Annotated in this window: 13 protein-coding genes; 2 read left to right on the top strand and 11 right to left on the bottom strand. The window is 48.1% G+C overall.

Annotation, left to right across the window (positions count from 1 at the left end):
• Window positions 1–20: 20 nt before the first annotated feature.
• From AAGD24_RS11695 to AAGD24_RS11720, 6 genes are read right to left on the bottom strand one after another with little or no spacing between them, the layout of a single operon-like run.
• Window positions 21–932, bottom strand: a complete 912-nt coding sequence (locus AAGD24_RS11695; RefSeq protein WP_379865180.1) for a hypothetical protein — start codon at window positions 930–932, stop codon at window positions 21–23.
• A 29-nt stretch (window positions 933–961) separates the two neighbouring features.
• Window positions 962–2,410: a lipopolysaccharide biosynthesis protein gene (locus AAGD24_RS11700; protein WP_126812460.1), complete on the bottom strand. Its 1,449-nt coding sequence runs from the start codon at window positions 2,408–2,410 to the stop codon at window positions 962–964.
• Entirely contained in the window at window positions 2,403–3,698 is a 1,296-nt protein-coding gene (locus tag AAGD24_RS11705) for a polysaccharide pyruvyl transferase family protein (protein WP_126812458.1), read from the bottom strand. Before AAGD24_RS11705 ends, AAGD24_RS11700 begins: the two co-directional genes overlap by 8 nt.
• On the bottom strand, window positions 3,688–4,482 hold the full coding sequence (locus tag AAGD24_RS11710; protein ID WP_379865182.1) for a sulfotransferase domain-containing protein: 795 nt from the start codon (window positions 4,480–4,482) through the stop codon (window positions 3,688–3,690). Before AAGD24_RS11710 ends, AAGD24_RS11705 begins: the two co-directional genes overlap by 11 nt.
• Window positions 4,483–5,655 carry a glycosyltransferase gene (locus tag AAGD24_RS11715; protein ID WP_379865184.1) on the bottom strand — a complete coding sequence of 391 codons (1,173 nt, stop codon included), beginning with the start codon at window positions 5,653–5,655 and terminating at the stop codon, window positions 4,483–4,485. It lies immediately after the preceding gene.
• Window positions 5,656–5,703: 48 nt separating this feature from the next.
• Entirely contained in the window at window positions 5,704–6,714 is a 1,011-nt protein-coding gene (locus tag AAGD24_RS11720; protein ID WP_379865186.1) for a glycosyltransferase, read from the bottom strand.
• 342 nt (window positions 6,715–7,056) lie between these two features.
• On the opposite strand from AAGD24_RS11720, the gene AAGD24_RS11725 reads away from it, so the two are divergent.
• On the top strand, window positions 7,057–8,202 hold the full coding sequence (locus AAGD24_RS11725) for a glycosyltransferase family 4 protein (protein ID WP_379865187.1): 1,146 nt from the start codon (window positions 7,057–7,059) through the stop codon (window positions 8,200–8,202).
• On the opposite strand, the gene wecB is transcribed toward AAGD24_RS11725, so the two are convergent.
• Both wecB and AAGD24_RS11735 read right to left on the bottom strand, forming a co-directional pair.
• Window positions 8,199–9,302, bottom strand: coding sequence for a non-hydrolyzing UDP-N-acetylglucosamine 2-epimerase (wecB, locus tag AAGD24_RS11730; RefSeq protein WP_379865189.1), 1,104 nt, complete (start codon window positions 9,300–9,302; stop codon window positions 8,199–8,201). The genes AAGD24_RS11725 and wecB overlap by 4 nt on opposite strands.
• 83 nt (window positions 9,303–9,385) lie before the next feature.
• The gene (locus AAGD24_RS11735; RefSeq protein ID WP_379865191.1) at window positions 9,386–10,252 is read right to left on the bottom strand and encodes a sulfotransferase; all 867 of its coding nucleotides are present in this window, start codon (window positions 10,250–10,252) and stop codon (window positions 9,386–9,388) included.
• Between the two features lie 388 nt (window positions 10,253–10,640).
• On the opposite strand from AAGD24_RS11735, the gene AAGD24_RS11740 reads away from it, so the two are divergent.
• Window positions 10,641–11,504: a hypothetical protein gene (locus AAGD24_RS11740; RefSeq protein ID WP_379865192.1), complete on the top strand. Its 864-nt coding sequence runs from the start codon at window positions 10,641–10,643 to the stop codon at window positions 11,502–11,504.
• Window positions 11,505–11,631: 127 nt separating this feature from the next.
• Here the strand turns inward: AAGD24_RS11740 and AAGD24_RS11745 are convergent, their stop codons facing one another.
• Genes AAGD24_RS11745 through AAGD24_RS11755 form a run of 3 tightly spaced genes read right to left on the bottom strand, consistent with a single transcriptional unit; the run spans window position 11,632 to window position 14,367 of the window.
• Complete coding sequence (locus AAGD24_RS11745) at window positions 11,632–12,552, bottom strand: glycosyltransferase (protein WP_379865194.1); 921 nt, start codon at window positions 12,550–12,552, stop codon at window positions 11,632–11,634.
• A 17-nt stretch (window positions 12,553–12,569) separates the two neighbouring features.
• On the bottom strand, window positions 12,570–13,838 hold the full coding sequence (locus AAGD24_RS11750; protein ID WP_379865196.1) for an O-antigen ligase family protein: 1,269 nt from the start codon (window positions 13,836–13,838) through the stop codon (window positions 12,570–12,572).
• Complete coding sequence (locus AAGD24_RS11755; RefSeq protein WP_379865198.1) at window positions 13,831–14,367, bottom strand: low molecular weight phosphatase family protein; 537 nt, start codon at window positions 14,365–14,367, stop codon at window positions 13,831–13,833. Before AAGD24_RS11755 ends, AAGD24_RS11750 begins: the two co-directional genes overlap by 8 nt.
• Window positions 14,368–14,478 lie beyond the last annotated feature (111 nt).

Raw genomic sequence — 14,478 nt, forward strand, 5'->3', positions numbered from 1 at the left:
AGGGCAAATAAGCACTCATTTCATTCAGGCGTGGAAGAATTACGAATGTCTTGAAAATAGGCTCTGACCATATTTTCGTGATCCAGATTTTTCGGATCCTTTACGGGGTGGACAAGCTTCTTATTTCGCTGAACCAGTTCGTCAAGCGGCATTGGCAATCCTCGCCAGTTGATGGCCATGACATCATCTCGGTCAGAAAAGTCTTTCATCCTGAATCCCGCCGCCGCATTGCAGAGCGCCAATAGCAGGTCATCAGCCAGATCAGAGTAACGGAGGTGGCCCAGTTCCTTACTGAAAATACTCTCAATTCTGTTATAAGATGCACGAGAGAGGAATAAAGCCCCGCCCGTACACATATCGCCGAGCTTATAGCCATTCAACTTTGACCGAATCATCAACATTGCAAGTGTTTTGACCATATCCGGATGACGAAAAATATCGCGCGATACTAGGCGTTTAAGCAGACGCCTGCCTTGTCGCCGGAGAGCCGGCCGCTTTTCCTGCCCATCTCCCCGCCTCAGATACGCGCCTAACATGCCGATGTGCGGCTCAGCATCAAATATCTTCATTGCGTCCAACTGGGGATTCGGCCCTATGACCAAAGCATCATCATCAAGTCGTAGCAGACATTTCCAATCGTATTCCTTTGACACCACCTGAACCGCTACCGCTTGCTTGACGAATAGCAACCCCCGAGTGTTATGGCCTTTCGTATTGTCTTCAAGACAGGATTGAGCGCTTATAAATCGCACCTGTCGATTATTCGGTATCCGGTTCTGCAGTTCCGTGTTTCGAGAATCATCAAGAACCAATAGCAACGAGCGTGCAGGGTCGAAATAGTGCAGGAAACTTGCAATAGTGTCCTGAACATACTCAATTTTTGATCTAGGCCCAACTGGCATGATCGCCAGGCAATCGAGCGTAGACTTCATAATAATCCCTTTTCCTTTGCTGGTTTACTCTACCGTCCCGGCAGTTTTTCTTTGACAATGAGCCAAACGTCCTCCAAAGCGCGTACCCTGAACAAGAGAACAAAGAGAGCGTAGACCAGTGCTCCTTCGAATACCTGAATAAAGAAACGTGCCAGAGGGCTATAATCGAGCAACAGGGAATCTGTCATCATAATAATGAGACACATCAGAACCGCTGCACAAAAGGTCTTGAAAAAAGAGCTGAACAAGGTACTAAGAGGCAAATCGATCAGGCCACCTGCAACCTTAAGCGTAATCACAGTATTGATGAGAGTCGCAACAGTAGCACCTATTGCAACCCCTTCAATCCCCCACTGTATTCCAACGATGACACCCAGTAACGCAATTGGACGAGTTAGCAAATTAACCTTGAACTGGAGCTTTGCCATACCTTGAGATAAATAGACAGAGCCCGTCACTGTAACAATTGAAATCGCCACACCAGCAACACAAAGGATTCTCAGAACAATTACAAGATCTGCCCATTGCTCACCCAACACGCCGAAAACAAAGTTTTCAGCTACCGCGAACATGCCAGCCATCATCGGGAACGTTAATAGGGCAATGGCCTGGGTGCAGCGTGAGTAGACATTTCGAACGCGATCTTTGTCATTCTGGATCATGCTTAAAGCCGGAAACATGACCTTACCAACAACATGGGAGACATTGCTCAATGGGAAAAGCATCATTGACTGGGCTTTGTCCAGAAGACCAACTGCGTTGCCTCCAAGAAAACGACCCGCCAAAAGCTTATCTGCTTGCTTGGTGGCGTATTGGACCATGCGGGTCGCAAAAACGTAAAAACTGAATCCAAACAGCTCCGCCAACGCGTGTTTGCTGAAAGAAAAAGCAGGTATCCAACGAGCGTAGGCCCAAACGTAAACGGTCGCGACGACTCTAAGGACTACAAACTGCCAAGCCAGCGCCCAATACTCATAACCGGCCCTGGCCATATAAACTGCTACGATGCCGCCAACCAGCATCCCTAGAAAATCAGCGACCGTAACGACCTTGAACGAAAGCTCTTTCACCAACCGTTGACGAGGAACAAGAGCTAGTGCACTCAGCACGAACTGCAAAGACAAGATATAGCCAAGATCAGTAAGTTCCTCTCTCCCGTAGAACTCAGCGATCAATGGTGAAGAGAAGCAAATCACTGCGGTAAGGGCTATACCTAGCCCCAGGTTGGTCCAAAAAACGGTGTTGTAGTGTAACTCGGTGACATCGGCTTTCTGTACCAACGCAGAGCCCAGACCAACGTCCGTCAACAGGGCTGCAAACCCGGTAAACACCATCATCATGGCAATAAGGCCAAAGTCATCCGGGGTCAGCATTCTCGCCAACGCAATCCCAAACCCCAGAGAAATAACCTGACTGAAAACCTTACCACCTGCCGACCAGCTAAGTGCCCGAAGGACCTTGCCCTTATATTCAGACATTTGGCAATTTGTCCTTCACCGAACCGGCCTGGGTCCTGCATTGCTGCCGAACCTCACTGACCTTCGCTCGCCAATCTTCAAGGTTCGCTAATATGCTTGATACCATCTCCCGAGAGCGCTCAGGATTCATTGTTTGAGTAGACAGCCGGGCATTGTCCATACCCAACTGATGAAACAATTCTTCAAGTTTAAATTCATAGGCGATGCCTAAAACCGGTGTGCCCGCCACCAAACCAAGAATCGCTGCGTGCATCCGGGTCGCAATAATAAGGTCAAACTCCCCGTAGGTTTCAACAACTTCCTGAGGTTGTCGGAACGCGCCATCCAACGCAACATTCGGCCTTATATCCGACGGAAGCAACTCAAGTATCTGTTGGGCGAAGTCGGCATCGTTGGTCCAGTACTCCTCGATACCCTGGCAGGTCGACAGAAAGGTAACTTGTGCACCAAATTGACGAACAGCCTGCTCAACCATCGCGATAACGGAGTTGATGTAATTGGTCTCCAAGTCTGCTCCGCTCTTGTCAAACAAGTGCAGGCTCCGAACAGAGACCGCTACCTTCAAGCCTTTATCTGGAAGAGGGCCTTCCTCAAACGATTTTGGCCTCTCTTTGGGCTCCAACACAAACGCAGCGTCTTTCGCCACAACGACCTTTTCATCCGACACGCCCAGTTCAGTAACATGTCTTCGCGACTTTTCATCTCGAACACACACCCGATGTGATCGGTTAAACACATCTGCAAAGGCTGAGCGATAATTTGATTGTCGGAAAGGGCCAAGAGACTGAGTAAAAAACGCAAGAGGACGCTTGGTCGCCAATGTTAAGCGGTAGTCGTAAATAGCTGGCCATAAATTATAGTTTTCAATCAGATACGTACCGCCAGAACTCAGTATAACGTCCGCACCCAGATAATCTCGCAGCGAAGAAAAATCCTCACGGTTCAAAAGTAATTTTGGAATGGCCGCCAAACCCAGGTGCATAAAAGTGACACAGGTCCTCAGCCACCAGTAGCGAAGTCGGGTATTCCAATGTCCGTACCCAAGGGCTTTCAGTTTGCTGGCGAGCCTTCCTTCAGGTCTATTGCCAAAAAATGACTGACGAAAAGACGCCCAAGGGTAATATTTGGCCGCAGCATCCGCGAGACGATCAAAAACAATTATTTCAGAATCCTCACCGTATTTTTGCCGCAGAATATGGAACATCCCCTGCAGTATGGCCGCATCACCCGGATTCAATGTAACGATATTGCTGATCAGAATCTTCGTTGGTCTTCTTCTACCGCCCATACCCAAATGACTCCAGCAGTGGCTCAACAACACTCCCGATCATGTCGAGATGCTCCCTGTCATAAAATGACTCGTAACTGCCTGAGCTCTTACCTTTCGGCTGATACTGCACATCAACCAGTTCAGATATATCGCAGCTCGGCTTCAAGCCAAGGTCGGTAGCAAGCTTCTGAATTTGAGCGGCCTTGTCAGAACGGAAATCCTCATAGCGGATCAACCTCACCGTATTCTGCTCCTTGAGATAGTGCTCCGCAGAAATACGCCATCGCCAAGCCATCCTTTCAAGGTAGTTACTTCCGGGAAGCTCCGGAGAAACACCGTTCAACACGTGGAACCACCCACCACTAGTGAAGTCGGCCATCCTCCGTTCGCCTTCAACCGGGTCCGCAGGCAGTTCCAGACGATTCAATACGCTACGAATATTGTCGAACGGGTTCCGGACAATGAATACCTGCTTAGCGGCCGGGAAAATGTCATTCATATCAGCAATGAAGAACGGGAAGTTCGGGTCTTTAACCACCTGCCCCTTAAATATATGACGATTTGCTTTCCAAAGGCTCTCAAGAGCACGGTCTCCTGAAAATAGCTTCTCTCTGTAACGAACGCCCTGTTTGTCCAGTCTGTAAAACGGGTCACTGCACACCTTCTCACCTATGGAAGCCGCCAACAGAGCCGCAATTGCGGTTGTGCCAGACTTCGGCATGCCGGCAACGATCACTTTGCCCTCGCCGGTTCCAAGCGGATACAGAGTGTTGAGAACCTGCCTGATAGTGTTGACGGCCATTTAATGCTTCCCTGATTGACGGCGCTTCATTGACTGATCAAAAACTGAGAGTGTTTCACGAGAGACAACTGGCCAGTTGAGTTTTTCCTGTACCAATTCCCAACCGGCTCTTCCAAGCGCGTGTGCAAGATCGGGATTGTCACGGAGCTTAATCAACTGGGCGAGAATATCCGAAGGGTCATCACTCGCAAGCATGCCATTGGACTCATGTTCAATTAAGTCCGCCATTTGCCCGCGGTTCGATGTAACGATTGGGGTCATGCAGGACATGTACTCCCATAACTTGGTTGGAGAGCCGTGCACACCATGGGGCGTCCAGAACCAATCAGGGTGAAGGGCAATACACACGTCCGCAGCGCAAATTGCATCAAGCACTTCATCCCTGGGTACACGCTCTTTGATCTCGACATTATCGCCTTCGGGCAAGTAGTCAGACCTTTGATTGACTGCCAGCAGGAAACGAATATCCGGCGCCTCTGTCTTTGCCAGTTCAATGACGCCCGAAAGCATGTCCAACCCCTGCCACGGGTATATGGCACTGCCACTATAAAACACCGTAAACGTCTTGTTATCGCGTTTCTGCCGCCGGCTATGTATTTCTTCTTCCGGTATCAGTGGTCCACCATTCGGAACCACTACAGCATGCTCGATTCCGAGGTGATTTTTTGCATAATTCCCCATTGAAGAAGATACGCAAATCGCGCCGTCCACCCTCTCAGCGAGCGCCCTCCGGACCTTTTCCTCACGAGCAATACGGGGCTTTTGCCGCGCGGCATGAAACCACCGCTTCAGCCACTTGACCCAGGATTCCCGCACTCCGGATCGCTTTCCCCCTAACCAGGAAAACGCAAGGTTTTCATCGGCGGGAGAGTTTATTTCCCATACCACCGGAACCGTCTCTTCCGCCCTTGCCATCACCTTTGTCAGGTGATCCCAGGCACCCAAGGGACGTGAATCAATCCGCGCATAGATAACATCACAGAACGCCAGAAACTCGGAGAGCGAATGGTCGGTATCACCCTCGAAATTCGTCACATCAGGCATTGTGGGGTCGCCTAACACCGCGACTTCATGCCCCTCACTCAGGAATCCACGGATCAATTCAAACACATGAATATGGTTGCCGCCTTTTGGCGGATAGGCTTGAAGGTCGTACAAATAGCCAATTTTCATCCAACAATCTCCATAGGGCGAGCAAACTGAAACGCAACCGGATCAAGCTCAGTGCGCGACTGATCCGATAATCTCAGAGAGACGGGCAACACTTTTTTCCATGGTCCAGTTATCAGCCACGGATTCCCGGGCTTTCTCGCCCATCCGCGCGGAAAGCTCTTTGTCGGCACAGAGAGTTCGCATCGCCTCAAACATTCCGTCGACGTCGTATTCATCCACGAGAATCCCCGTCTCACCCTCGGATATTATGTCGCGAATACCCCCGTGTCGGGTGCTGATCACCGGCAACCCCATCCCCATCGCCTCCAACACACCCACCGGGGTGCCCTCCATATCACCATTCGGTGCCCTGACAGAGTGCTGAAGGAAATAGTCAGATCGCCCCAAAACCTCCTGCACAAACTCATGAGGCTTGGCGCCATGAAGTGTCACCCGCTCCTCCAGCCCGAGAGCACGCACCATCTGAACACAGGCGGCGTTTAGGGGCCCGTCGCCCACTATCTCAAGTGTGGCATTAGGTACAGAATCACAAAGGCGGGCAAAGGCCATCATTGAAACAAAAGGTGCCTTTTTCTCAACAAGTCGACCGATCATCGCAAAGCGATAACCGGGCTCGTGTTCGGTCGAACGCTGGGTACTGTTAACATCTGCACCGCATGCATTCTGGTGCACTTTGTTAGCGGGCGCGCCAAGCCGAACCAACTGATCACACATGTGGCTTGAGACACCCACGATTGCCGACGAGATGTCGAACAAACGATGATACGCTTCGCCGTATTCACCAACGACATAGTCCGTGTAGGCATCGTAACCGTGGAAGTGGGCCACAAGAGGGACATCGGCCTGGTAACATGCCTCCATGACGGAGACTGCCGTTGGACCATACTCGGCCAGAACTACATCGATGTTTGATTGCCTAAGCCATCGCACCAGTGCTTTCGTATCCTGAGTGGCGACCGATACGCCAACGGCCTTTCTGACCAGCCATCGAAAACCGAGCGGAACCAAGGAACGTGAAACCAGGTGAGTACCGGCTCCCATGGACCCTTCACGGATCATTCGATAGCCAGGATTACCAATCAGGGAGTAAGAACGGTAAGGGAGTTTATTGATGTGGGCGTGAAGAAATGTCTCAGACGGTGAAAGCTCATTTCCATGTTTATTGACAACCACTGCTAATCTGGACGACATCCTATATCACCTCTTTACGGAATCCTTTAGGGCCTGAGACCCCCTACCCGGTCAAGAATTCTATCAGAACAACCCTACGAGTATCACAACCAAGTTAGGTTTTATGTATTGTAATTGGAATTGAAACCATTATTATCTCGGGCTCGAATGATAATTGGCTAAATTGTGCTCGCCCCTCTCCACCAGAAAAAATGGACTCTGGCCAGGTATATGGAACAACACATTCCCGACAACGTTCTTCTTGTATCGAACTATCCTTCAGATGTTGGTTATGCTTGGTGGTTGATGGAACATTTCTGGACTTTGATTGCAGAGCAATTTGAAGCTCGGGGTGGGAAGGCTTTCCTGGCGTATCCGAGCATCACCGAACTTCCAGAAAGCATTCGCAAAAGTAATATAGTCGCGGTAGATATGGGTACTCAGGGGCCCGGGACCAGTCACAGAAAAACGATTGAGCAGTTCATAAAGACCCACAACATCCGACATGTCTACCTGACAGATCGCCCCTGGTTCAACATTGATTACGCTTTTATGCGTCGCGCCGGTGTCCGCAATATCGTCGTACACGACCACACTCCTGGCGATCGCCCCAGCATCAACGGCTTGAAAGGCTTCCTGAAGTCCATTCGCAACCGACTTCCCATGATTTGTGCTGACAGCCAAATTTGTGTGTCGGAACTAATGCGACAACGCAACATCAACAACGGCCGAATACCGGCAAACCGCTGTCACGTTGTGCAAAACGGCATCCCCCCCGTCGAGGTGGGTACTACCTCCCGCCAGTCATTGCTGGACAACTTGGATATTCCACACGATAGCAAAATTTGCATCACAACCGGCAGGGCTCACCCTTATAAACGTTTCGACTTCATTATCGACACCGCCTCAGAGCTCCAGCGACTGATACCAGAGAACAACCTGGTATTTTTGTTGATCGGCGACGGCCCGGCCTATTCAACACTTAAGGAAAAGATTCACCACCTTCAATTGGATCGGCAAGTCCGTTTGCCTGGTTTTATAGCCAATGCCAGAGATATTCTCGGCACTGCGGATATGGCCATGCATGCGGCGCTCGGAGAAGGGTTCTCTCTTTCCATCGTAGAGTATATGAGCGCCGGTCTTCCGGTGTTGGTTCCGGATATTCCCTCGGTTAAACAGGCAATTGACCACGGCGAAAACGGGTATGTCTATCCGAAAGACGATGCGTCCAGCGCCGCTCGCTTCATCGCCAGACTGCTACGGGACGAGCAAACCAGGCAGTCAATGGGGTTGCTCGCCCGCGAGAAGGCGAACACCCAATATAGCCTTGACAACTGCACCCGGGAATTCAAGAACGCCTGCAGGGCTCTATTCTAGCCCCGTGATTGCAGGAGCAACTTTTCAAGAGTAGCAACAATCCGCTCACCGGTTTTCCCATCCCACAGAGGGGGAACCCCGCCTTTTTTCCATTCACCTGCGAAAAGTTTATTCAATGCTGGTTCCAGTGCAGCTGGATCGGTACCAATCAATTCGTTCGTGCCCTGCTCTATCGTTTCTGGCCGCTCGGTGCTGTTCCGAAGCGTCAAACACGGAACACCCATGACAGTTGTTTCCTCCGTTATACCACCAGAGTCCGTAATAACCGCCTTCGCGTTCTTCACAAGGTAATTGAACTGAAGATAGGGTTGGGGCTCTGCAAGAATAACGTTGTCCGGTAGATCGATCATATCCCGCAATGTTTTGGCAGTGCGAGGATGCACCGGAAACACCACAGGCAATCCGCGAGTGCCACGACCAATGGCTTTCAGCATCTCCGCAAACTGGCCTGAAGAATCCACATTTGCAGGCCTATGAAGGGTCACCACAAAATATTCACCCTGCTGTAGCCCATGCTCCTCCCAAATGTCCGGTGCAGTAAATCTATCCAGGTTTGCCAGAAGCGAATCAATCATGGTGTTGCCCACGAAAAAAATCCTTTCGTCTTCTATACCTGCTTTTACAAGGTTACCGCCCGCCCACTCACTCGTTGTAAAGAACCAGTTGGTGATACTGTCAGTCACCATCCGATTGATCTCCTCTGGCATGCTCCAATCACCAGACCGAATACCCGCCTCGACATGGGCAACCGGTATCAGCAACTTCTGAGCGGTGATCGCGCACGCCATGGTTGAGGTAACGTCACCAACAACCAGGCACAGCGAACTCGGAGTTTCCAGCAGCAGCTTTTCATAGCGAGTCATAATGCCAGCCGTGAGCTCGGCTTGAGTACCGCTCCCGACTTCAAGGTTGACGTCCGGCTCAGGGATTCCCAACTGTTCAAAAAAAGTCCCGGACATACTCACGTCGTAGTGCTGCCCCGTATGAACGAGCCGGTACTGCAGATCCGCCCCGGCTTTACGGCGAGTCTTCAGCGCCCGAATGATCGGAGCGACTTTCATGAAGTTAGGGCGCGCGCCCGCTATGATGTCAATTAGCATTAAACCATCTCCTTTTATTACTGGAACCTTCCTTTGGGTTGGCGTGAGTGCCCCAATAAACCTTGCCTTAACAGTGACTCAGATTAGCAGGAATACCCCTTGCCCCGCATCGTAGGACCAACGATACCCTCCACCATAGCCAGTTCGTCATCGGGCATCTCTGAAAGCAGATGCTGGGTTAAATCTGTTTTTGGAACATAGCTTTTGCTCGCCACAGGCGGTGGAACACCTATGAACCGAGCCACCGATTCAATCATCGGTTCGGGGTTCGACCACCAATCTTCATAGCGCACTTCCAATACGGAACCAGGCATTGTCGACGAAACCTCGTCCATTCGCCTCATCGTCCATGCCCAATACTCAGCCATTTTTCTCAAAACTTCAGAAAAACGTAACGGACAATCATACTCAATATACTTTGCCGGAGAGCGAATAATTCTGCTCCATTCGAGCCTAGCCGTAATGTAGCTCGCCAGCCTTCCGTCGCGTACAAAATGAACGAATTTGGCATCCGGGAACTCCGATAATATGTCGGGAGCTAGCGCAGCCAACATACCACTGTCGTTGACCAAATTACCTCCACCCACGAACCATTGATAGGCCCCTAGTTGAGCCTTTGAAGACTTGAAAGAACCTCCGCATGCATCTTTGACACTGCGAATGAACTCGTCCGGGGCCAACCAAATCGGCCCTACGGATACAGACGATTCTATCCAAGGAAAGTGGCCTCTAAACCAAAGCTCCGCGTTACCCTCCCCCGGATAGATAGTCAACTCTTCGATACTCTTCAAGATATCGACCGCTGAAGATTTTCCAGAGTTGTTAAACCCGACCACAAAAACCGGGCTGACAAGCCTGCGCCTGAAAAAGTCCTGTGAGAAGTACTTGGCTCTACGAGCCACACTTAAAGCCAGTTCGTTACTCAAAAAAGCCATAGCAACCGTCGCCACCTATCCTTGTTGAAACCAGGCCAAAAGAACAATCGGGGTGAGATATCCAAGTTATAATAACTCATGGAAATATCAGAAATTCCGCCATTTCTTATACCAAGCGGAAATCTTATCGAACGCTAACCATCAACCGCCCATCACACCTTCAGGCCAGCGTGCAAACCCTTAATTTCTCGTTAAATTTTAATAGTATATCAACTTATTAACCATAAAACCCATTTCATAAAAACCAGAACACTTATAACCGAACCAAAAGAAGCAGGAGCGCCAATGTGAACCAGACCCTATCTGCACACAGAAGTTAACCAAATTTAAACGCTTCAGGAACGTAAAATCGTGTCAAATGAGCTAGACTACAAAGAATAGAATGAACCTCGGAGTCACCACTATGATCAGGGTCCGCCTCTTTTCCGCAACGGCTCTTACGCTAGCACTAGCCGCCGCAGCACACGCAGAAACCGTTTTCACAGACTCCTTTGAGTCCGGTGACATGTCGGCCACCAATTCCCATGGCTTTAATTGGGGCAAAAACAACCGGACATCAGTTGTTACTGAACAGGGAGTCGTTTACAGCAATGGCGATAAAGATATAAGTATTCCGTCGGGTAGAGATTGGGAGCCAAAGCACGGAGACCACTCCCTCCGGTTTCGTTATGCGTCCGGAAAATACATGTCAGAACAACGCTTTGATCTCGGCAGACACTATGATGATCTTTGGCTGTCTTACTGGATCAGGGTCCCTGTAAACTTCACCCACGGCTCACTAAACAACAAATTTTTATCTATTTGGCCTCAAGAGTATGACCGGGCAGGAACTGTTACGTGGCAAACGCGACCTAACGGAACAGGAGGAGCCAACCTCGTTTATCAGGATGGCGGGGTAACAAGTGGAGAAGTAGGATCTACGCAATTCATTTCGGTGCCCGACGATAGAGGGCGCTGGATGCATGTAGTAGCAAGAGTAAAAGCGGCCTCCAGTTCTAATTCCAACGACGGCATTATTCAATTTTATCGTAGATGGGAAAGCGAAAATAGCTATACCAAAATTCACGAGAAGACTAATGCTGACACTTGGGACGACAGCAGCTCAGAACAAGGGATATCACAAGGTTACGTTTTAGGCTGGGCAAATGACGCCTACAATACAGATACTGAATGGTTAATCGACCATTTTGCAGTAGACACCGAGTCCCCCATGGACAACGTATCGACCGAAAGCCGACCAAACCCTCCTGTTCTAACATTGGATTAAAAAATCTGCAGCATTAATTGGAACTTTGTAAACGTAAGGCCCGATAACTGATTACGCCGCTATGGTAATTTTGTTATCGGGCTTTATTTTTATACACCAAACCAAAATTTATCAGCATTATCTCACATTAATAAGATCTTGATCTTTTAGCGATTGCTTTAAATAACGACCCAAAACGGGCCATGAAATAAAAATAATTAAGAACTGAGTTAACAATGGCTGACTTCAAAGGAATCATAGAAAACCTAACTATAGTTATAACGAAATTCGCCATCAAAAAAGCGGTAGCCAACATAAAAGCCAACCAAAAATAACCGAAACCAAGCAATACCAAAAAAATTAGTTGCGCTAAAGCATATACAGTTGCTATAAGCGCCACTTTCGATCGTAAAAAAAATGATAAGCTCGCAAAATCACCCTCACCATGCCAGAGCTCACGCCTCATGAAATGTCCGATTGTTCGAGGATACCCTAGATGTATCGCTTCCAAATCACGTCTTGGGCCATACGCTATCTCTTTGGAAAATTTAGCACGGTCACAGAAATCTACATCCTCACCAGTTTTTAACTCTTTATTGAAGCCTTCCAACTGATCGAATGCCGATCGCGAAACTACTAAATTACCACCATTAATATGTGAGCTGCTAATTCTAGAAAACCAATGACGCTCGATCCATGTACCATTAGGCCTAACCAAGTACTGGAAGCCCGTCACCACTGCGCCTTTGCAGCTTTCAAAGATATCCTCTATTGCACGCCCCCATTTATCGCTAACAACAACATCCGCGTCAATAAATGCAAGAAGCCCTCCAGTAGACATTTTCGCACCATAGTTCCTTGCATTTGAAATAGAGGATCTTTCAATTTTTAAAAATCTTACATAGGTAATATTTTCCAGAATTCGGGCGGTATTATCGTCAGAACCATTATCGACAACGAGTATTTCATAGATCAATTTGGAGTCTTTTAGTGCCAGTCGAACAGACTCACAGCACTCCATAATAAACATTTCTTCATTGTAGGCGGGAATTATTACTGACAAGTCCATTGACCTTCCTTAATCTATTAGACCTTACTATTTTTAAAAATCCTAAAAAACACAACGATAAACGCAAGATGAATCCACAAAAACGGATAATATGCCACTGTTACAAACTGACCGGCAACCACAAAGCCAAGCATGGAAAGATTAAATCCAACCGGAAACCTGTTTTCATGACCCTCATCGGTTCTAAGTGTTTTCCCAACCAGACGCATTTTCCGTCTTGCTGCGAGCATGATAATCAAAAATATGGAGAGCCCGACATACCCAGAGTCTGTACCAACCTGAATAAAAATATTGTGAGGCAACTCGGCTTTATCGTAAAGCATATCAGATTGATAAAATCTCTCGTAATATGGAATATAGTTAAAATAGCCAACACCCAATACTGGATGCTGATTCATCATTTCTATGCCATTTTCCCAGTAGAGTAAACGTTGCTGTGAGGTCCGATCATCGCCCACAACCTGAAATCGATCTTTTTGTTCTTGCGGAAGGATTAACCAAAGCGCGGAAAAAATTACGATGCTAAAGACAAGAATTTTTGGCTTGAGAATAGATTTATAATTGAGAAGGCAGAGCTGTGCCAACAGGGCCAATTGAGCGCCACGCGAGCTGGCTCCTAGTATTACCATTACAGCCGTGATCGGCATTAGCAGTAAAGCATAATACTTAATCTTGCTGATGTGTGGCTTCAAGTATAATGAGAATGCCCATGCAAGCGGCCAGAACACCAACATTTGAATCGCCAACTCGCCAGAATTCTCAAAAAAACCAGGCGGTCCCTTAAGCCCCCAATCAGTGAAAGAGAATCCTCTCTCGGCCCATTTAATTGATAATGACAATGACAGCTTAAAGCTTGCAATAAGAAATATACATAAAAATATAAATAAACGTCTTTCGGTGTTAATTATATTGATAATAAGAAAATAAATTATTATCCAAGTATAAAGGTTTTTCAACTGTGAATAAGAAACATCAGGCCAATATGCAAAAAAACTTGACAGCAGTATCACAACGAAGAATAAAGACAGCCAAACATTGATCGATGAAGAAGCCCAGCGAACACTTTTATCTAAAAAGCACCCCACTAAAGCTCCTAAAACGGCAATTTGTGTCCAGGGTAGAATGTCTATGGCCGGATATATGGATTGAGGTCGGACATACTCCAAAAATAGGTACGCACAAATCATCCAAAAAGCCAATGTTTCGGATTTAAAATAACGCCATATAGCTCCAAGGTCTAGTTGATAAAAATCTTGGATGCTAGCTTCTTTGCGCTTCCTAAGCACAGATCCCCCTGACCGCTTCCATTACCCGCTGTTCACAGTGAGTGAAAAATTCTTCGCAGGTATTGAATGGATCATGGATGTAAGGGTATGGCTTCTGACAGTATGAACCTGCCAGTACTAACTGGTAATTTTTACTCGTTTTTTCAACAAACTGAGTTATGTGCGAAGGCTCCATAACCACGACCAGATCCGTTTCCCTGAACTCAAAATCTTTGACGTTCACGGTTTTGTGATCTTCCAGCGAGAGCCCTTGTTGAAGGGCAAACTCTCTGGCTCTGGGATCTGCAGGAAATCCATCACCACAATGCAAACCACAAGAGGCAGCCTCTTTTCCGAGGCTGCGTGCGTAAACCTCCGCGAGTGGGCTGCGGCAAATATTCCCACTGCACACGAAAACGAGCCTCTGATCACCTTTAGGGCTGACTGCAGCGAACTTGCTATACCCGCCAACCAACGCAAAAAGCCAATGATAAAAGAACAGAAGCAATCCTTTCCTTGAGCCAAACCGCTCATAGACCAATCGGTTCAACAATCAATCTCCCTATATCCAATTTAGGCACATCCCATTAAAAATTCAGAACTCGTCACATGAAGGATATGATGCCACAACTCTCTCGGTTATCGGGAATATTGTTGGCGC

Origin of the sequence: Marinobacter sp. M5B, assembly GCF_042604615.1 — a bacterium.
Lineage (GTDB): Bacteria > Pseudomonadota > Gammaproteobacteria > Pseudomonadales > Oleiphilaceae > Marinobacter > Marinobacter salarius.